Consider the following 20,695-nt stretch of genomic DNA (forward strand, 5'->3'; position numbering starts at 1 on the left):
TATAATGAATACATATAAGAATATAACGAATACATTGAGCAAAAGAGGGTATCTGACCCTCTTAGCTCTCTTGATCGCAATTACCACATTCGGTCAGGAAATTACAGTTAACGGCGTTGTAATCGACGAAACAGACACCCCTTTAATCGGGGCAACAGTCCAAGTAAAAAACACTCAAAGAGGTGTTGTGACAGATTTTGACGGAAAATTTTCCATTAAAGCAAATACCAATGCGACATTGATTATCAGCTACATCGGCTACAAAAACCAGGAAATCAAAATCAAAGGACAGAAAAACCTGAATATCAAACTCATACCAGACAATGAGATGCTTGACGAAGTGGTTGTAGTCGGCTACGGAAGCATGAAAAAAAGCGACCTGACGGGTTCCGTTTCATCCGTAGCTGCTAAATCCATTGAAGGGTTCAAAACCGCCTCCGTAGTAGAAGCCCTCGGAGGCCAAATTGCCGGTGTGCAAATCACTCAATCGGACGGTACTCCAGGTTCAGGATTCGATATAAAAATTCGCGGTATCGGTACTGTAAACGGAGATTCCTCCCCGCTACTCATTGTCGACGGATTTGAAGTAAGTAGTATAGACCATATTGCAAACTCAGATATAGAATCAGTGGAAGTACTGAAAGACGCTTCCGCCTCTGCCATCTATGGTGCACGTGCAGCCAACGGAGTGGTATTGGTAACAACAAAATCCGGTAAAGAAGGAAAACCGGTAATTACCTATAACGGCTCGGCAAGTTACCGAAACATTTCTAAACAAATGGATATGTTGAGCACTTACGAATTCGTGCAACTACAGACAGAACTCAACCCGACCAAATACGGTACAGCTTACTATCAAGAAGGGAACGATTCTGACGGAGTACCCTATCGTCATCAAACACTGGAAGATTATCTGACAGACCCAGGTATTAACTGGCAGGATGAAGCTTTTAGACCTACCTGGTCACAGAATCATGATTTCAGCATCAGCGGCGGTACAAAAGAAACTAAATATGCAGCTTCATTTTCCCATTTCGATGAAAATGGAATTTTTACAAACAGCGGCTATAAAAAGAATACAGGTAAATTACGTATCAATCAAAAAATCAATAAGTTCATCACATTCGACGCTACAATCAACTATGCAAATACCGTAAAAGAAGGTATTGGAACTTCCGGAACAGGAGGTACATTGAATATCCTCTCCAATCTATTACGTGCACGTCCCACCGGTGGTAACAGTACTACTAATGAGGAGCTGCTAAACTCTGTTTTCGACCCGTTGGAATTGAGTGAGAATACCACTTATTCGCAAATCAACCCAATCAAACAGGCGGAAGCCGTGACAGACCGGAAACAAGGAGAATTATGGGGAGCCAATGCATCTTTGACTGTCCAATTAATGAAAGACCTTACTTTTAAAGCTGCGGCAACTTATAATACGACCAATACAAGAAGAGACATCTTCTACGGAGAAGACTCAAGCCAGGCATACCGTAGCGGAGGTGTTTACGGCTCCAGCCAAATCCAAAAAGACTTGCGTTGGCAAAGCAGTAATACCTTAACCTATAAACATAAAATCAATAAGAAAAACTCATTTGATATTATGTTGGGGCATGAATATGCATACAGAAGCACAGAACTCCTATATGGACAAGCCAAAGACTTCCCATTCGAGAATCTAGGAAACAATAACCTGGGAGTAGGTGCCACCCCCAGTAGCGTATCCACTTCAAAGAGCGACAAAGGAATGTTATCATTCTTCGCACGAGGAAACTACAATCTTGCTAACCGTTACCTGTTCACGGCGACAATCCGTGCCGACGGCTCCACTGTATTCTCCGCTAAAAACAAATGGGGATACTTCCCTTCATTCTCCGCTGCGTGGCGCATATCGGAAGAAAGTTTTATGAAAAATATAAAACCGATATCAAACTTAAAGCTTCGTCTAAGTTGGGGTACGGTAGGAAATGACCGTATTACAAACTTTCTATCCATGGACCTATATACAGCAAGTAAATATGGATTAGGGCAACAATTAGTAACCGTATTAAGACCCAAACAGTTAGCCAATAAGGATTTAAAATGGGAAGGTTCCACTACGACCAACTTAGGTATTGATTTAGGACTTTTCGACAACCGTCTGAACATTACGGCAGACTTCTTCCTAAAAAATACCAAAGACCTGTTACTCGAACAGAAACTTGCTTATGTAACAGGATTCAGTTCCCAGTGGCAGAATATAGGTAAGATACAGAATAAAGGCCTTGAATTAAATATCAATTCAACCAATATCCAGACCCGTAACTTCTTATGGCAAACGGATTTCAATATTTCATTCATTAAAAACACATTGAAGGCCCTGCAAGACGGGACATCATACATACAGTCCGCTACCAGCTTTAACAGCAATTTTTCCGGAAACGATTATATCTCAATTGTGGGTTCATCTTTAGGAAACATGTACGGATACGTATTCGACGGTGTTTACCAGACTTCAGATTTCAATATGTTGCCGGACGGAACGAGGCAATTAAAACCCGGAATAGCAGATATTAGCGAACATGCGGGAAAAACAGTAGAACCGGGTATGGTAAAATACAAAGACATGGACGGCGACGGGGTCATCACGACCAATGACCGTACAAGCATTGGAAACGGCCAGCCGGATTGGTACGGAGGTATTACCAATACATTCAGCTATAAAGACATCGACTTTAGCTTTATGTTCCAATTCAGCTACGGAAATGACATCTATAACGCCACACGCATGTTTAATACGCAATCACAAGACGAACGCAGTAATCAATTGGCGGAAGTCGCCGACCGTTGGACCCCGACACATGCATCCAACCGCGTACCGTCAGCAAAAGGATATGTCAAATATGAGCTATACTCACGCTTCATCGAAGACGGTTCCTTCCTACGCTTAAAAAATATAACATTAGGATATACATTGCCCAGCAAATGGACAAGAAAAGCATATATCAACCGTTTGCGTATATACGGTACTGCCCAGAATCTATTCTGCCTGACTAAATATAGCGGTTACGACCCGGAAGTAAACATGAAAAGCAGCCCGCTTATGCCGGGATTCGACTGGGGAGCTTATCCTAAAAGCAGAGTATTTACATTCGGTGTAGAAGTTCAATTCTAAACAAAAATGAAAATGAAAAACTTAAAATACTATTTAGGCACATTGGTTTGTGCAATTGCAGTTTCATCATGTTCATTAGATGAAACCACCTATACGGAAATTGAGAAACAAAACTATATGAACAATGCGGAGGAAGCCGAAAATGTACTGTTAGGCGTATATCGCGACATGGTTCAAGACGGCATATACGGTTTTCACCTGTCATTGTATTTCACGATTCCCAATGACCTCGCCAAGGTAACGGGAAACAGCACCGACGGTCTTCGTCTTATTCCGTCCAATGCCTATACCAGTTCCCAGACTGAAATAGCAACAACATGGGCTAATTTGTACAGCGCCATCTATGACGCGAACGATTTCATAGAGACATTGCAACAAAAGATAGGCAATTACGATGAAAGCAACTATAAAAAAGCGGCCGTTTATATGGCAGAAGCACGCTGCCTCCGGGCCCTATACTATTTTGAGCTGGTACGTTGGTACGGCAATATAGCATTAATCACCAGCACAGCCGAATCCAGCCAGCATCCGTCGACTTTTACCCAGGCAAATCCTGCTGATGTTTATAAATATATTGAAGAAGATTTGCTATACGCTATCGACAATTTGCCCTATGCGGCGGATGACAACATACGTTCCGACAACAGCTTCCGCCTTTCTAAAGGTGCAGCCCTCGGTTTGTTGACAAAAGTATATGCTACTTGGGCCGGATATCCCGTCCATGACACGAGCAAATGGGAAGAAGCAGCCAAAACCGCGAAAATCCTGGTAGAATCCGGCAAACACCATCTGCTCAACGACTATGAACAATTATGGAAAAATACCTGCAACGGCGTTTGGGATGAAGATGAGAGTTTAATTGAAGTAAGTTTCTATGCCCCCACAGTAACCGGAGTATCTTCCAATGACCCTTGCGGACGTATCGGAAAATGGAACGGAGTCCAGGCAAGCGGTATCAGAAGCGTACGCAATGCTGGTAACTGGCGTGTCATCCCTACTTTCTTGCGTGACTGGAAAGACCGCGAAAAAGACAAAAGATGGGAATTATCTTTCGCAGACTACAAATACGGTAAAGATAAAGCTACTGGCGATGATGGTGTAAAACTCGTAATCAGCACCAGCGGAACAATTGAGGATGCGATTAAAGAAGATGCAAAAGACGCATTGAAGAAATCTTACGTTGATAACGTATGTCCAAGAAAATGGGACACAGAAGAATATGTAGAAGACGCAAACTATTTAATCGATGCGAACTTGTCCAATATCAACTGGTATGTGCTACGCTATGCCGATGTACTGTTATTGTATGCGGAAGCTCTGAACGAATGGAAACAAGGCCCGACAGATGAAGCTTACGAAGCCATCAACATGGTCCGCAGGCGTGGTTTCGGCCTTCCCGTGGAAACAGCCAGCAGTACATCCGATTTATCGTCCGGCATGTCTTATGAAGAATTCCAGCAAGCCGTACGCGACGAACGCGCTTACGAACTAGCATTTGAAGGACACCGTCGTCAAGACTTGGTACGTTGGGGCATTTACTACGAAAGCATCAGACAGACAGCACAAGATTTAGTCAATTGGTACAGTAGCGGCGCGCAATATTATGTATGTGTCGATTACACAAAGAAGAACAAAAACGAGTTGCTTCCGATACCGCAACGCGATATGGACTTAATGACCCAATTCAAACAGAATCCGGGATGGTAACAACAGCAGTGTAATACTGAAATGAAAGCGTTACTAAGGAAAAAGCTCTTTAGCAACGCTTTCTCTATTTCCATTTCAGCATCCCTTAACTATATGCCATAAACAAAGAGCCTCTTCAAATGAAGAAAAGGATAAAGGCAGGAAATACCTGTAAAAGGACAGACTTGACAAATTTAATAGTTTTTTCAACAAAACTAATAATATAAAACCTGTTTCAAGGTCCTTTTCAACATTCGTATCATAAAAAACAAAATAGATAATCTACTTTTGCAACAGTTACAAAACTTCTAAAAACAATCACTTAAAATGAATAACATGAAAAAGAAACTTGTTCTCTTTGCATCGGTTACCATCGCACTAGCATCGTGCCAGACAACCCCAAAAGAAGACTACAGTTGGATAAAAAAAGGATTGGACGTAGCTACCGCCCAGCTACAACTTTCAGCAGAAGAAATTGACGGCACAGGCCAGCTTCCGCGTTCTATCCGCACAGGTTACGACATGGACTTTCTCTGCCGCCAGTTGGAAAGAGACTCACTGACTTTCAAAGACTCACTTCGCGCACAGCCGACTGCCGAACAATTAGGGAAACGCCGTCTTTGCGGTGTTCGCGACTGGACAAGCGGTTTCTTCCCCGGTTCATTGTGGTATGCCTACGAACTGACAGGAAACGACGCGCTTAAAACACATGCAATCAAATATACCAATCTTTTAAATCCGGTACGCTATTACAAAGGTACCCATGATTTGGGATTCATGATAAATTGCAGTTACGGCAATGCCGAACGCCTCTCCCCCAACGATACCATTGCCGCAGTGATGAAAGAAACCGCCGACAACCTATGCGGCCGTTTCAACGATTCCGTCGGCGCTATCCGCTCATGGGATTTCGGGACATGGAATTTCCCGGTCATCATCGACAATATGATGAACTTGGACCTTCTGTTCAACGTAGCTAAAATGACAGGTGACAGCAAATATAAAGATATTGCACAAAAACATGCCGTGACTACCATGCACAACCATTTCCGTCCGGACCATACCTGCTGGCACGTAGTAAGCTACAACAATGACGGCACGGTAGAACGCAAACAGACCCACCAGGGCAAAAATGACGATTCTTCATGGGCACGCGGACAGGCATGGGCCGTATATGGATATACCGCCTGTTTCCGTGAAACTAATGACAGTACGTTCCTGAACTTCGCCAAAGAAATAGCCGACATGATTATGAGCCGCGTGAAAACGGACGATGCCATCCCCTATTGGGATTATGACGCGCCGGTAACCCAAGAAACACCGCGTGACGCTTCCGCCGCATCCGTCACGGCCTCCGCAATGATTGAATTAAGCACAATGCTTCCCGACGGAAAGAAATACCTGGACTATGCAGAAAAAATCCTGAAAAGCCTGTCAAGCGACGCCTACCTCGCAAAAGCGGGAGAGAACCAGGGATTCATCCTGATGCATTCCGTAGGTTCCCTGCCCAACGGTTCTGAAATCGACACTCCGTTGAATTACGCTGACTACTATTATCTGGAAGCGCTGAAAAGATTCATGGACCTGAAAGGTATCAACTACAAAAATATCTAACGCAACAAATCCATAACTCCAAATTATATCATGAATAAAACTTTAAAATATATCGTTCTGCTGGCAATTGCATGCTTCATAGGCAGAGCTAATGCCCAAGAGTTGAAAAGCGAAGTATTTTCGCTTCTCAACCTCGATTATCCGGGACTGGAAAAAATAAAAGCATTGCATCAGGAAGGCAAAGACGAAGACGCAGCCAAAGCATTGCTGGACTATTACCGTGCACGCACCGACGTAAAAACGCCGGATATCAACTTGAAAAAGATTACCATCAACAAAGAAGAGCAGAAATGGGCGGACGATGCATTGGAACACACATTCTTCGTTCATAAAGGTTATCAGCCCTCCTACAACTACGGCGAAGACATCAACTGGCAATATTGGCCGGTAAAAGACAATGAACTCCGCTGGCAGCTCCACCGCCATAAATGGTTCACCCCGATGGGAAAAGCCTATCGCATATCCGGCGACGAGAAATATGCCAAAGAATGGGCCTATCAGTACATCGACTGGATTAAAAAGAACCCGTTGGTAAAGATGGACAAAAAAGAATATGAATTAGTCAGCAACGGAGAAATCAAAGGAGAGGCGGAAAACGTACGTTTCGCATGGCGTCCGTTGGAAGTAAGCAACCGGCTTCAAGACCAGACCTCACAATTCCAGTTGTTCCTTCCTTCCCCCTCTTTCACTCCGGATTTCCTGACTGAATTCCTGGTAAACTACCATAAACATGCCGTTCACATCCTTGCCAACTATTCCGACCAAGGCAACCATTTGCTATTCGAAGCGCAACGCATGATTTACGCAGGTGCTTTCTTCCCCGAATTCAAAGATGCGCCGGCGTGGAGAAAAAGCGGAATCGACATTCTGAATCGGGAAATCCACGTACAGGTTTATGAAGACGGCGGCCAGTTCGAGCTTGACCCGCACTACCACCTGGCAGCTATCAATATTTTCTGCAAAGCGCTGGGTATCGCAGACGTCAACGGTTTCCGCAACGAATTTCCGCAAGACTACCTGGATACAATTGAAAACATGATTATGTTCTATGCGAATATCTCTTTCCCGGATTACACCAACCCGTGTTTTAGCGATGCCAAACTGACTTCCAAGAAAGAAATGGTGAAAAACTATAAGTCATGGAGCAAACTCTTCCCCAAAAACAAGGCAATCAAATACTTTGCAACGGAAGGTAAAGAAGGTGCGTTGCCGGACTACCTGTCCAAAGGTTTCCTTAAATCAGGTTTCTTCGTATTCCGCAATTCATGGGGAACAGATGCCACGCAAATGGTAGTAAAAGCAGGTCCGAAAGCATTCTGGCATTGTCAACCGGACAACGGTACATTCGAATTATGGTTCAATGGCAAGAACTTGTTCCCGGATTCCGGCTCGTATGTATATGCCGGTGAAGGTGAAGTAATGGAACAACGCAACTGGCATCGCCAGACCTGTGTGCACAACACGGTTACCTTGAATAATAAAAACCTGGAGACAACCGAATCCGTCACCAAGCTTTGGCAACCGGAAGGCGACATTCAAATCCTGGTGACGGAAAATCCCGGCTATAAGAACCTGAAACACCGCCGTTCCGTATTTTTTGTCAACAATACGTACTTCGTCATTGCAGATGAAATCACAGGCAGCGCCAAAGGCTCCGTCAACCTTCACTACCAGATGCCGAAAGGAAAAATAGAAAACAGCCGCGAAGACATGACCTTCCTTACCCGGTTTGAAGATGAAAGCAATATGAAGCTGCAATGTTTCGGCCCTGACGGCATGACTATGAAGAAAGAGCCGGGATGGTGCTCAACAGCCTATCGCAAACGCTACAAACGCATGAACGTATCATTCAACGTTAAAAAAGACGGCGAAGAGGCAGTACGCTATATCACTGTAATCTATCCGGTCAAGAAAAGCGCAGATGCCCCTGAATTTGCCGCCAAGTTCAAAAACAAAGTGTTCGACGAGAACGGGCTGGAAATAGAAGTAAAAGTGAACGGCAAGAAACAGTCATTGAAATATAAACTCTGATAAAAAGGACATTAAAGAACAACTAATGCCATTCAGAGCGTAGCGAAGAATCTCCTCCCTGCGCACCTAAAGAGAAGAGATTCCTCGCTACCGTCTACTCCTGAACTACAAAACATTCCCTATAATATGAAAAGCAATCCCTCCACCTTGCTCCTTCCATTAGCCGCATTAAGCCTGTCTTCCTGCGGCAGCCAGAAAAAAGAAGAGCCCAAACGCCCGAATATCATCTTCATGATGACAGACGACCATACCACTCAAGCGATGTCCTGCTATGGCGGCAACCTGATTCAGACCCCCAATATGGACCGCATCGCCAATGAAGGCATCCGCTTTGACAACTGCTATGCGGTCAACGCCCTTTCCGGACCTTCACGCGCTTGTATCCTGACCGGCAAGTTCAGCCATGAAAACGGCTTTACCGACAATGCAAGTACATTCGACGGCAACCAGCAGACATTCCCCAAACTTCTCCAGCAAGCCGGATACCAGACCGCCATGATTGGCAAATGGCATCTTATCAGCGAACCGCAAGGTTTTGATTATTGGAGTATTCTCAGCGGCCAGCACGAACAAGGGGACTATTACGACCCGGATTTCTGGGAAAACGGCAAACACATCACAGAAGAAGGATATGCCACAGACATCATTACCGACAAAGCGATTAGATTCCTCGAAAACCGCGACAAGAACAAACCGTTCTGCATGATGTACCACCAGAAAGCCCCTCACCGTAACTGGATGCCTGCCCCGCGCCATCTGGGCATATTCAACAATACCACCTTTCCGGAACCAGCCAACCTGTTTGACGACTACGAAGGACGCGGAAGGGCGGCCCGCGAACAGGATATGTCAATCGAACATACTTTGACAAACGACTGGGACCTCAAGCTGTTGACCCGCGAAGAAATGCTGAAAGACACCACTAACCGCTTATACAGTGTGTACAAACGCATGCCACTTGAAGTCCGGGACAAATGGGACTCCGTATATGCCGGACGCATTGCGGAATACCGTAAAGGCGACCTGAAAGGCAAAGCACTGATTAGTTGGAAATACCAACAATACATGCGTGATTACCTGGCTACCGTCTTGGCTGTGGACGAGAACATCGGCCGTCTGCTGAATTATCTCGAAAAAAACGGAGAACTTGACAATACAATCATCGTCTACACCTCCGACCAAGGTTTTTTCCTCGGCGAGCACGGATGGTTCGACAAACGTTTCATGTATGAAGAATGCCAGCGCATGCCGCTCATTATCCGTTATCCGGAAGCGATTAAAGCAGGAAGCACCAGCAATGCAATCTGCATGAATGTGGACTTTGCACCGACCTTCCTCGATTTTGCCGGAGTGGAAATCCCGTCGGATATCCAAGGAAGCTCCCTGAAACCGATATTGGCAAATGAAGGCAAGACCCCTGCCGACTGGCGCAAGGCAGCCTATTACCATTATTACGAATATCCTGCCGAACACTCCGTAAAACGCCACTACGGCATTCGTACGCAAGACTTCAAGCTGATTCATTTCTACAACGACATCGATGAATGGGAAATGTATGACATGAAAACCGACCCGAAAGAAATGAACAACATATTCGGCAAGCCGGAATATGCAGAAATACAGAAAGAACTGATGCTACTGCTCCGGGACACTCAGAAACAATACAAAGACACCGACCCCGATGAAAAAGAAAAAGTCCTTTTCAAAGGTGACAGAAGGTTTATGAAAGACAGGTAGGACAAGACATGCCTTCCCTCCCGTCACGCCAATCAGGAACAACACTCTGCTAACAAGTTTTAAAACCAAAATTAACCGAATTAATATAGACAAACCATGGACAGAAGAAAATTTTTAAAAAACACAGGCTGGTCTTTTCTCGGACTGGCAGCTTCCGGCAGTTTGCTCGGTTCCTGTGCAGCAGGAAGCAAGGAAGCCCGGAAAATCATGCCGTCAGCAAGCAACCTCAAGATGTTTTGGGGAGACTTACACAATCACTGCAACATCACATACGGACACGGCGACATGCGTGATGCGTTTGAAGCGGCAAAAGAACAACTGGACTTTGTCAGTGTCACCCCTCATGCCATGTGGCCGGATATTCCCGGTGCGGACGACCCGCGCCTGAAATGGGTGATTGATTACCATACGGGAGCCTTCAAACGCCTGCGTGAAGGCGGCTATGAGAAATACGTGAAGATGACAAACGAATACAACGATGAAGGCAAGTTCCTGACTTTCATCGGATATGAAGCGCATAGTATGGAACACGGCGACCACGTGGCACTGAATTACGACCTGGACGCTCCGCTGGTAGAATGCACCTCCATCGAAGACTGGAAAGAAAAAGCGAAAGGCCACAAAGTGTTCGTTACTCCGCACCACATGGGTTATCAGGGCGGATACCGCGGCTACAACTGGAAATGCTTTACCGAAGGGGATATCACCCCGTTCGTTGAAATGTACTCCCGCCACGGTCTGGCGGAAAGCGACCAGGGCGACTATCCTTATCTGCACGACATGGGCCCGCGCCAATGGGAAGGAACCATCCAGTACGGCCTTGAACTGGGCAACAAATTCGGTATCATGGCTTCTACCGACCAGCATTCCGGTTATCCGGGAAGCTACGGCGACGGACGCATCGGCGTCATGGCTCCGTCATTGACCCGCGATGCCATTTGGGAGGCTCTCCGTACCCGCCACGTATGTGCTGCAACCGGCGACAAGATTCTGATAGACTTCCGTCTCAATGATGCTTTCATGGGCGACGTAGTCCGCGGAAATAGCCGCCGCATCTATTTGAACGTAACGGGCGAAAGCTGCATCGACTATGTAGACATTGTGAAAAACGGCCAGATTCTGGCACGCATGAACGGCCCGTTAACTCCGGTAGCACCGGAAGGTGACACGGTACGCTGTAAAGTGAAAGTCGATTTCGGTTGGAACCGTGAAGAAAAATACGTGCACTGGCAAGGTAAACTGTCTCTGGACAAAGGACAGCTTCACGGCGTCACTCCCTGTTTCCGCGGCGCTGCTTTCACCTCCCCGCAGGAGGGAGAAACCGAATTCCACACACACGTCAACCGCATCCTGTCCATGAACGGCAAAGAAACGGAACTGGACATGTACAGCAGTAAAAACCCGAATACGACCACTCCCGCCATGCAAGCCGTCATCCTCGACGTAGAAATGCCGAAAGACGGAAAAATCATCGCGGAATTCAACGGCAAGAAGTTCGGACACACACTTGGAGAGTTGCTTGAAGGGTCGCGTTCACATTTCATGATTGGCTGGTTGAGCGAAGCGATTCTCTTTAACCGCGCAATGCCGGAAAGCTGTTTCACTCTGGAGCACTATATGGAAGACAAGGAGCCTCAACGCGATACGGATTACTACTACGTACGTGTCCGCCAGCGTGACGGGCAATGGGCATGGAGCTCGCCAATCTGGGCGGAAAGAGTATGACCCCGAAGTAGACAATCCTCATAAAGTTCACAATTGATAAAAGCAAATAATGGAAAAAGAATACGCTATAGGAATTGACCTTGGCGGGACTTCTGTGAAATACGCCCTTATTGACAATGAAGGCGTATTTCACTTTCAAGGAAAGTTACCGTCGAAAGCCGACATCTCAGCGGAAGCGGTTATCGGACAACTGGTTGCCGCCATCAACGAGACGAAAAACTTCGCAAAAGAACATGGCTACAAAGTCAATGGTACAGGAATCGGCACACCGGGCATTGTAGACGGTACAAACCGCATTGTCCTGGGAGGTGCGGAAAATATCAAAGGATGGGAAAACCTGCACCTGGCAGACCGCATCGAATCTGAAACGGGAATCCCCGCTTTGCTGGGAAACGACGCCAACCTGATGGGACTGGGTGAAACAATGTACGGAGCCGGACGGGGAGCCACCCATGTCGTCTTCCTAACAGTGGGAACAGGTATCGGCGGTGCGGTAGTAATTGACGGAAAACTGTTCAACGGCTATGCCAACCGGGGGACCGAGCTGGGACACGTCCCTCTGATAGCAAACGGAGAAGCCTGCGCCTGCGGTTCGACCGGCTGTCTGGAACACTACGCATCGACTTCCGCTTTAGTGCGCCGTTTCAACAAACGGATTGCAGAAGCCGGAATCACCTATCCGGGAGAAGAAATCAACGGAGAACTAATCGTCCGCCTCTACAAGCAGGGAGACGAGATAGCAAGGGAATCATTGGAAGAACACTGGGATTTTCTGGGACGCGGAATAGCGGGATTCATCAATATATTCAGCCCGCAAAAGATTATAATCGGCGGAGGACTTTCCGAAGCCGGAGACTTTTACATCCGGGAATTAAGTGAGAAAGCTCACCGCTATGCCATTCCCGACTGCGCCGCAAATACCCGAATCATGGCCGCCACTCTCGGCAATAAGGCCGGAAGCATCGGAGCCGCCTCACTTTTTTTCAGTTGATAACTGAAAAACAACCGCTCATTTATCAACTTTATAAATTTAAATTATGAAAAGAAATTTAGGAATGCTGGCGCTGATAATGGCGTTCTGGTTCACCATCTCGTTTATTACCAATATCCTGGGACCGCTCATTCCGGACATTATCCGCAATTTCAATCTGAGCGACCTGGCTATGGCGGGATTTATCCCGACTTCCTTCTTCCTCGCCTACGCCATCATGTCTATTCCGGCAGGACTGCTCATCGACCGTTTCGGCGAGAAGCCGGTACTGTTCGGAGGGTTTCTGATGCCGTTCATAGGGACCATCCTGTTTGCCTGCATGCATACCTACCCGATGTTATTGGCCTCTTCCTTCATTATCGGACTGGGAATGGCAATGTTACAAACCGTATTAAACCCGCTCCAACGTACCGTAGGAGGAGAAGAAAACTACGCTTTCGTTGCCGAACTGGCGCAATTCATGTTCGGAACCGCTTCTTTCCTAAGCCCTCTGGTATATTCTCACCTGATTCACGAACTCGACCCGGCAATCTACACCGCTGGAAAGAGCTGTTTTATCGACCTGTTGGCGGATATTACTCCGCATGACATGCCTTGGGTTTCCCTTTATTGGGTATTCACCCTGTTACTGCTGGTTATGCTGATAGCCGTCAGTGTCTCCCGGTTTCCTAAAATCGAACTGAAAGAAGAGGAGAAAAGCGGTTCCAAAGATTCCTACCTGACCCTATTCAGGCAGAAATACGTATGGTTGTTCTTTCTGGGCATCTTCTGCTATGTCAGTACCGAACAGGGAACTTCCATCTTCATGAGCACATTTCTCGAACAATACCACGGAGTCAATCCGCAAACCGACGGCGCACAGGCAGTCAGCTACTTCTGGGGACTGATGACAAGCGGTTGCCTGGTAGGGATGATTCTGCTGAAACTGATTGACAGCAAACGCCTGTTGCAGGTATCGGGGATATTAACCGTTGTCCTGCTGCTATCCGCCCTGTTCGGAAGCAAGGAAATATCTCTCATAGCTTTCCCCGCAATCGGATTCAGCATTTCAATGATGTATTCCATCGTATTCTCACTGGCATTAAATTCCGCTTCGCAACACCACGGTTCATTTGCCGGCATCCTATGTTCGGCAATTGTCGGCGGAGCCGGCGGACCAATGATTGTAAGCACGATAGCAGACGCCACATCGCTCCGCACAGGCATGCTGTTCATCCTCGTTTTCGTAGGTTACATCACTTTCATCGGCTTTTGGGCGCGCCCGCTAATCAACAACAAGACCATCAGCCTGAAAGAGCTGTTCAAACGGTGACGGACGGAAAGCGGCAAACAATAAACGACGAATGACGAACAATAAAAACAAAAATAATATGATTAAACAGCAAACCCATATCTTCCTTCTGGCCGTCCTTCTGCTTTCCGCCAACGGATACGCCCAGAAAAGCATCATGCGCCTGACCCGGCAAACACTGATGCATGAAGTCCGTGAAACACCCTTTCCGCTGGACGGGCAACACATAGCGGTCAATCCGCCGCGTTTCATGTGGCCGGACAAGTTTCCCCACCTCGGCGCCGTACTTGACGGAGTAGAAGAAAAGGACTACAAACCGGAGGTAACCTACCGCATCCGTATCGCACGCGACCCGGAGTTCAAATCGGAAGTGATTACCGCTGAAAGGAAATGGGCTTTCTTCAATCCTTTCCAACTGTTTGAGAAAGGAAAATGGTATTGGCAACATGCTTATGTAGATAAAAACGGGAAAGAAGAATGGTCTCCCGTCTACCACTTCTTCGTAGACGGGCAGACCCGCATCTTCAACCCTCCTTCGTTGCAGGAAGTACTTGCCAAACTGCCGAAAAGCCATCCCCGAATTTTGCTCGACGCCAAGGATTGGGACAATATCATCGAACGTAACAAAGACAACGAAGAAGCGCAAGCCTACATCAGAAAAGCAGACAAATACCTGAACCGCCCGCTGAAACACCTGGAAGAAGAAATCGATACGACACAAGTCGTCAAGCTGACAAATATTGTCCAATACCGTTCCGCCCTGATTCGCGAAAGCCGTAAAATCGTTGACCGGGAAGAGGCGAACATCGAAGCGATGGTACGCGCATACCTGCTCACCAAGAACGAGAAATATTACAGGGAAGGAATCAAACGCCTGTCCGAAATCCTTTCATGGAAAGACAGCAAATATTTTGCAGGCGATTTCAACCGCTCCACCATCCTGTCTATGAGTACTTCGGCCTATGACGGATGGTATAACCTGCTGACTCCGAACGAAAAGAAAATGCTTCTAAGAAGTATCCGCGACAACGGCAAGAAGTTCTACCGCGAATATGTCAATCACCTGGAAAACCGCATTGCCGACAACCATGTATGGCAAATGACTTTCCGTATCCTGAACATGGCAGCCTTCGCTACTTACGGAGAACTTCCGATGGCCTCCACCTGGGTAGACTATTGTTACAACGAATGGGTGTCCCGCCTGCCGGGACTGAACACCGACGGAGGATGGCACAACGGTGATTCTTATTTCCACGTCAACCTGCGCACGCTAATCGAAGTCCCCGCCTTCTACTCACGCATCAGCGGATTCGATTTCTTTGCTGAGCCTTGGTACAACAACAACGCCCTATACGTCATCTACCAACAACCCCCGTTCTCGAAATCCGCCGGACATGGCAACTCGCACGAGACGAAAATGAAACCGAACGGCACGCGAGTAGGCTATGCAGACGCACTGGCACGCGAGTGCAACAATCCGTGGGCTGCCGCCTATGTGCGCACTATCCTGGAAAAAGAACCGGATATCATGAAAAAGACATTCCTGGGAAAATCCGGAGATTTGACATGGTACCGCTGCACAACCCAAAAGCCTTTCCCGAAAGAGGAACACACTCTTGCAGAGTTACCTGGGACAAAAGTGTTCAATGAAACGGGAATCGCCACGATGCATACTTCACTAGGAGACATCGGCAAGAACGCCATGCTTTCATTTCGTTCCAGTCCTTACGGCTCCACCTCTCATGCCCTTGCCAACCAGAATGCCTTCAACACTTTCTACGGAGGCAAAGCTATTTTTTACAGCAGCGGACACCGTACAGGCTTCACAGACGACCACTGCATGTATTCCTATCGCAACACGCGCGCCCATAACAGCATCCTGGTCAACGGAATGACTCAAAAGATAGGAACGGAAGGATACGGATGGATTCCGCGCTGGTATGAAGGGGAAAAGATTTCCTACCTAGTGGGAGACGCCTCCAATGCTTATGGCAAAGTGACCTCTCCCTTATGGCTGAAACGGGGAGAATTGTCCGGAACCCGATACACGCCCGACAAGGGATGGGATGAGAACAAATTGGATTTATTCCGCCGCCATGTCATTCAATTAGGGAATAGCGGAATATACGTAATCTACGATGAATTGGAAGGGAAAGAGGCTGTCACCTGGAGTTATCTCCTCCACACGGTAGAACTCCCCATGGAAGTGCAGGAGCTGGCGGATGAAATAAAAGTGACCGGCAAGAATAAAACGGGAGGCGTCTCCGTCGCCCATCTTTTCAGTTCGGCAAAGACCGGACAGGCAATCACGGACACCTTTTTCTGCGCCCCGACTAACTGGAAAAACGTAACGAACGCCCAAGGGAAAACGGTGAAATATCCGAACCACTGGCATTTTTCATCCACGACCGTCCCGTGCAAGACAGCCCGCTTCCTGACAATCATGGATATTCACGGCGATAATCGCCCGGACTTGGAAGTGGTCCGTAAAGGAAATACCGTGCAGGTAGGCAACTGGACCGTTACCTGCAACCTGACGGGAGAAGGAAAGGCTGCCGTGAATGTCACCAACAAGACCGAAAAAGTTTCTTTAAGCTATGATGCCGGTAAAAAAGAAGGGGTAACGGTTATTACCGACCAGGTGAAAGGTAAACAAGTAGATAAAATCCTGACGGACTATTTACCGGACTTCGAGATTTAATTCCGTATTTCTGCGTATCCGTACCGTAAACGGGCAAAGCCGGGCAATCAGTTCCCGATGAGTAATCAGAATCAGCGTCTTATTCTTTACTTGTCGGGAAAGACGCTCCAATAAAATCTTTTCAGTCTCTCCGTCCAATGATGAAGTAGGTTCGTCCAACAGGAGGACACTGCCGGGACGAAGCAAACCGCGGGCTATGGCGATGCGTTGCGCCTGACCTTCGCTAAGCCCCGCGCCTTGTTCCCCGCAAAGGGTATCCAGGCCGTCGGGCAGCGCATAGACAAAATCCGCCGCTGCCGTATGCAGTGCAAAATGCAGCTCCTGTTCCGTCGCATCGGGATTGCCCATCAACAGGTTCTCACGTATGGTCCCGCTAATGAGCGTATTGCCTTGCGGCACATAAGAAAGGTTGCACCGGGTGAGCGGAGAAGCTTCCGTTTCTCTCTCTTCATTATAAAACACGACCTTGCCGCTGTCAGGCAGAAGAAGGGCGAGTACCAGCCGCAAAAGAGTACTTTTCCCCGCACCCGTCTCCCCTATGACGGCAGTCAGGCTGCCCGGGACAAAATCATAGGTGAAGTTCTGGAAAATCTTACGCTTACTTCCGGGATAAGCAAATTCCAACTGTACCAGACGGACTCCCAAAGGTCCTGCCAGGCGTATCGGTTCTCCCTGCTGCTCCAACGGGCAAGAAGAAAGTTCTTCAAGACGCTCTATCGAAGTAAACGCGCGGACAAACGCCGGAATCTGGCGGCTAAGCTCCACTATGGGACGCTGTACCTGTGCCACCAATTGCAAAAAGGCGGTCATCATGCCAAAAGTTACGGTACCGTCACGCAATCCGAAAATTCCCCATAGAAAAGCGGTCATATACCCCATCGAAAAACCGAGCTGAACCATCAGGCGGGAAAAGAGTGAAAAATCTGTCCGCCGCATTACCAGACACTGCAAGTCCGATTGCAGAGAAGTCAACGAACCGACGGCACGCGCCGTATATTCCAATGTACGGACCAACGTGCGATGTTGCAGGTATTCCTGGATATGGCTCTGTACATGACTGTCCGCGGCACGTATCTCACGGGACAATCTACGCATCTTCCTCACGTAACTTTTACTAAGCAACAACGCCGCCGGCATAATAAAGAGTACGATTCCCGCCAGCCATTCATCCATGCAGAAAAGGAAGAAAAAGGCTCCCGCCAGTTGAACGGCCGTAACCATAACGGAAGGAATCCCCCTGGACAATATATCGGTAACCGTCAATACATCTTCCATCAGCCGGTTAAGCATATCACCGGTATGAAGTTCTTTCTGTCCCATCCACCGGCTTTCCATCAAACGTGCAAAAAGCTTGCCGCGCAACTCATTGCGGAGGCAGATTTCCTGACGGCTGCCCAGACGGCTACCGACGGCGGACAAGCATAACTGCATCAGCATGCAAAATACCATCCATCCGATATAAAAGTCGAGAGAACCGTCAGAACGGCGGGTTACTATATCAATCAGGCATTTGCACACCCATATAAAAGACAAGGATACCGCTACGCGCAGTATCCCAATCATGCCATTCCATAAAATTCGGAGACGGAATCTTTTTGAAACGCTCCACAGCCATTTGATGCAATCTTTCACCTGCATGTTTCCATCATATATTTAACCGGTCTTTTTTCTCCAATAACGGCATGCCGCCAGAATATACCGGCGGAAAGGCCGCAATGCCGACCAAACCCGTACCTTACGGCATTCGCCCGGAGAGTCGCAGTCCACATAGCGTCCGTTACGTACGATTTTCAGGACTTTTCCACAAATGTTTTCCTGCAGGCATGTCTCCGTGACAGATACATTCCCGTCTCCCATCAGGACAATACGTTTATCTTCGATTCGGTAAATCCGGTGCAGCACATACCCCTTTTCTCCGAGGTATGCCAGCACGATGTCACCGACCCGGATTTGTTTTTCTTTTTGAAGTACCACCTTATCGCGCCCTCCGACAATGAAGGGATACATGCTGTTTCCTTTCGCCCGTAACAGCACGCTCCGCCCTTCGGACAGCATGGCGGCCACATCGGACAACAACAATCCGTTAGGCAATATTATTTTTTCGGGTAATGTCATCTCTTCCGTTTTATCCGGACAGCGCATATTTTTTCCGGACAGTAATATATAATAAAAAATGATGCCTACCTTTCACAGGCAAGCATCATTTTTCCGCAGCCAATATTACCCTCCGGTAAAACCGACATGCATTTTCTAACATAAAATAAGGGGATAAAAGTATATTTATTTGAACTGGCATGTTCAAACACAAAGGTATTCCGGCCCATCCGTTTTTCAAGTAAAAACAAAACAAACCGTTATATAATATTCCAGGCAGGAAACAGATATCGGTGTCCGGACCTGATTGCCCGCCTGCATAAGCTTTCATAAGTATTCTCCTCCCGACCACTCTTGGCCGGGAAGAGAATTATAAACAAAACAAAACAAACGAATGGATTCAATGCGTACAGCCTATGATATCACATCATAAGTCTGTGGTAAAAATCCATATTGAGATATAAGGGTTTTTCGTTTATTCTCCACGGGTAATTACCGCACGGCTCAGACGCGGGTCATCATAGAACATGTTGTCCACACCGCCTTTGTAGTCGATACGGAGTTGCGACTCGGACACGCCGAATTCCTTAACCAGACAGTCGTAAACAGCCTGTGCACGTTCCTTGCTCAAGCGTTCGTTGATTTTCTTGCTGCCTGTGCCCTTATCGGCATAACCGGTAATCGTATAAACCGTATTAGCATCTGATTTCTTGATTACTTCCGCCATCAACTGCAGATTGGCGCGCGCCTCGTTGGAAAGCTTGGACTTGCCGATTCTGAAAGTAACCAGATTGGCAGCGGCAATCTTCCTGACAATGGTCTGCGCTTCCTGTTTGTTGTTTTCAGCAAGGGCTTTCTTCAGACGTGCATTCTCTTCGCTCATCTGGTTCAGCTTCTCGCGCATTTCATTGATAGCGGCATTATTATAACGTACCACTGTCTTGCTGCGGTCCCAACCGCGAGGCTGGAATTTGTAAGCCAGTCCGAGGGTAGCCGTAAACATGCCTTCACCGCCGCGTCCTCCTGATTCACCGTCGAAATGGTCGCTCACCAAAGAGCCGCGCAAGTCAAGATTCAGGTCGAGCGCCGAACAAAGACGGAAAGAGTTCAAAATACCGAAATGTCCGGAAATCTCCGTTGCTGTCGGCTCGTCCGTAGCTTTCATTACGCCTAAGCCGAAATAGGGGCTGCAATTATAAATACGTTTTTCATTGTAACCGCACAACAAGTTTGAGGCATTGAACATCACGTCGGCATGGAAGTTGAACATGTTGAATTTCTGTTTTTCCGTCCATCCCTTATCGTCACCGAGATACTCGCCTGTTCCGTGAACCGTATTGGGTCGTTGAGTAGCTCCTTTTATCTGGAGACCACTGTACATAAAACGCACTCCGATGCCCGGCGTAAACCATTTGCCAACAGACAAATCCAGAGCCGGGGCAAGCCGGCTGCCGAATGAGGCCTGTTTGTCATGGTCTCCGAAATAGATTTGCGCACCGCCGCCCACGCCAATGAACCAGTTGCTCCAGAAACGGTTGGTTTCTACTTTGTATTTATCCTTACTGTACTCCACCTGTTCATCTATAACGGCAGATTGTTCCGTCTGCGCATAAATCGAACTTGCAGCCACAAAAACAACGGCTGCAACAAACATTTTTTTAGTCATAT

Annotated in this window: 12 protein-coding genes; 9 read left to right on the forward strand and 3 right to left on the reverse strand. The window is 47.3% G+C overall.

Annotated elements, in window-relative coordinates; genetic code table 11:
• Positions 1 to 4 precede the first annotated feature (4 nt).
• The 9 genes from Q5076_RS02145 (at position 5) to Q5076_RS02185 (ending at position 16,933) form a co-directional block, all read left to right on the forward strand.
• Positions 5 to 3,157 (forward strand): TonB-dependent receptor, encoded by a 3,153-nt coding sequence (locus Q5076_RS02145; RefSeq protein ID WP_303010584.1) that lies wholly within the window; start codon positions 5 to 7, stop codon positions 3,155 to 3,157.
• 12 nt (positions 3,158 to 3,169) lie between these two features.
• Positions 3,170 to 4,864, forward strand: coding sequence for a RagB/SusD family nutrient uptake outer membrane protein (locus tag Q5076_RS02150; RefSeq protein WP_303010585.1), 1,695 nt, complete (start codon positions 3,170 to 3,172; stop codon positions 4,862 to 4,864).
• Positions 4,865 to 5,170: 306 nt separating this feature from the next.
• Positions 5,171 to 6,457: a DUF4995 domain-containing protein gene (locus Q5076_RS02155; protein ID WP_303010586.1), complete on the forward strand. Its 1,287-nt coding sequence runs from the start codon at positions 5,171 to 5,173 to the stop codon at positions 6,455 to 6,457.
• Positions 6,458 to 6,487: 30 nt separating this feature from the next.
• Complete coding sequence (hepC, locus tag Q5076_RS02160) at positions 6,488 to 8,488, forward strand: heparin-sulfate lyase HepC (RefSeq protein WP_303010587.1); 2,001 nt, start codon at positions 6,488 to 6,490, stop codon at positions 8,486 to 8,488.
• Between the two features lie 126 nt (positions 8,489 to 8,614).
• The gene (locus Q5076_RS02165) at positions 8,615 to 10,225 is read left to right on the forward strand and encodes a sulfatase (RefSeq protein ID WP_303010588.1); all 1,611 of its coding nucleotides are present in this window, start codon (positions 8,615 to 8,617) and stop codon (positions 10,223 to 10,225) included.
• Positions 10,226 to 10,321: 96 nt separating this feature from the next.
• Entirely contained in the window at positions 10,322 to 11,950 is a 1,629-nt protein-coding gene (locus Q5076_RS02170) for a Tat pathway signal sequence (RefSeq protein ID WP_303010589.1), read from the forward strand.
• Positions 11,951 to 11,999: 49 nt separating this feature from the next.
• The gene (locus Q5076_RS02175) at positions 12,000 to 12,941 is read left to right on the forward strand and encodes an ROK family protein (protein ID WP_303010590.1); all 942 of its coding nucleotides are present in this window, start codon (positions 12,000 to 12,002) and stop codon (positions 12,939 to 12,941) included.
• A gap of 46 nt (positions 12,942 to 12,987) precedes the next feature.
• Entirely contained in the window at positions 12,988 to 14,253 is a 1,266-nt protein-coding gene (locus tag Q5076_RS02180) for a sugar MFS transporter (protein ID WP_303010591.1), read from the forward strand.
• 58 nt (positions 14,254 to 14,311) lie between these two features.
• Complete coding sequence (locus Q5076_RS02185) at positions 14,312 to 16,933, forward strand: DUF4962 domain-containing protein (RefSeq protein WP_303010592.1); 2,622 nt, start codon at positions 14,312 to 14,314, stop codon at positions 16,931 to 16,933.
• Here the strand turns inward: Q5076_RS02185 and Q5076_RS02190 are convergent.
• The 3 genes from Q5076_RS02190 to Q5076_RS02200 all read right to left on the reverse strand — a co-directional run bounded on the left by Q5076_RS02190 (position 16,913) and on the right by Q5076_RS02200 (position 20,693).
• Complete coding sequence (locus tag Q5076_RS02190; RefSeq protein WP_368389369.1) at positions 16,913 to 18,496, reverse strand: ABC transporter ATP-binding protein; 1,584 nt, start codon at positions 18,494 to 18,496, stop codon at positions 16,913 to 16,915. The genes Q5076_RS02185 and Q5076_RS02190 overlap by 21 nt on opposite strands.
• A gap of 90 nt (positions 18,497 to 18,586) precedes the next feature.
• Complete coding sequence (locus Q5076_RS02195; RefSeq protein WP_303010594.1) at positions 18,587 to 19,048, reverse strand: S24/S26 family peptidase; 462 nt, start codon at positions 19,046 to 19,048, stop codon at positions 18,587 to 18,589.
• Between the two features lie 454 nt (positions 19,049 to 19,502).
• The gene (locus Q5076_RS02200) at positions 19,503 to 20,693 is read right to left on the reverse strand and encodes an OmpA family protein (protein ID WP_303010595.1); all 1,191 of its coding nucleotides are present in this window, start codon (positions 20,691 to 20,693) and stop codon (positions 19,503 to 19,505) included.
• Positions 20,694 to 20,695: the final 2 nt, after the last annotated feature.

Origin of the sequence: uncultured Bacteroides sp. (assembly GCF_958445495.1) — a bacterium.
Taxonomy (GTDB): Bacteria; Bacteroidota; Bacteroidia; order Bacteroidales; family Bacteroidaceae; genus Bacteroides.

Excerpts from the sequence above, each read along its gene's own strand:
- Q5076_RS02175 (WP_303010590.1), top strand. The coding sequence starts at position 12,000 with ATGGAAAAAGAATACGCTATAGGAATTGACCTTGGCGGGACTTCTGTG.
- Q5076_RS02170 (WP_303010589.1), top strand. The coding sequence starts at position 10,322 with ATGGACAGAAGAAAATTTTTAAAAAACACAGGCTGGTCTTTTCTCGGA.
- Q5076_RS02180 (WP_303010591.1), top strand. The coding sequence starts at position 12,988 with ATGAAAAGAAATTTAGGAATGCTGGCGCTGATAATGGCGTTCTGGTTC.
- Q5076_RS02155 (WP_303010586.1), top strand. The coding sequence starts at position 5,171 with ATGAATAACATGAAAAAGAAACTTGTTCTCTTTGCATCGGTTACCATC.
- Q5076_RS02200 (WP_303010595.1), bottom strand. The coding sequence starts at position 20,693 with ATGACTAAAAAAATGTTTGTTGCAGCCGTTGTTTTTGTGGCTGCAAGT.
- Q5076_RS02195 (WP_303010594.1), bottom strand. The coding sequence starts at position 19,048 with ATGACATTACCCGAAAAAATAATATTGCCTAACGGATTGTTGTTGTCC.
- hepC (WP_303010587.1), top strand. The coding sequence starts at position 6,488 with ATGAATAAAACTTTAAAATATATCGTTCTGCTGGCAATTGCATGCTTC.
- Q5076_RS02150 (WP_303010585.1), top strand. The coding sequence starts at position 3,170 with ATGAAAAACTTAAAATACTATTTAGGCACATTGGTTTGTGCAATTGCA.
- Q5076_RS02190 (WP_368389369.1), bottom strand. The coding sequence starts at position 18,496 with ATGATTGGGATACTGCGCGTAGCGGTATCCTTGTCTTTTATATGGGTG.
- Q5076_RS02145 (WP_303010584.1), top strand. The coding sequence starts at position 5 with ATGAATACATATAAGAATATAACGAATACATTGAGCAAAAGAGGGTAT.
- Q5076_RS02185 (WP_303010592.1), top strand. The coding sequence starts at position 14,312 with ATGATTAAACAGCAAACCCATATCTTCCTTCTGGCCGTCCTTCTGCTT.
- Q5076_RS02165 (WP_303010588.1), top strand. The coding sequence starts at position 8,615 with ATGAAAAGCAATCCCTCCACCTTGCTCCTTCCATTAGCCGCATTAAGC.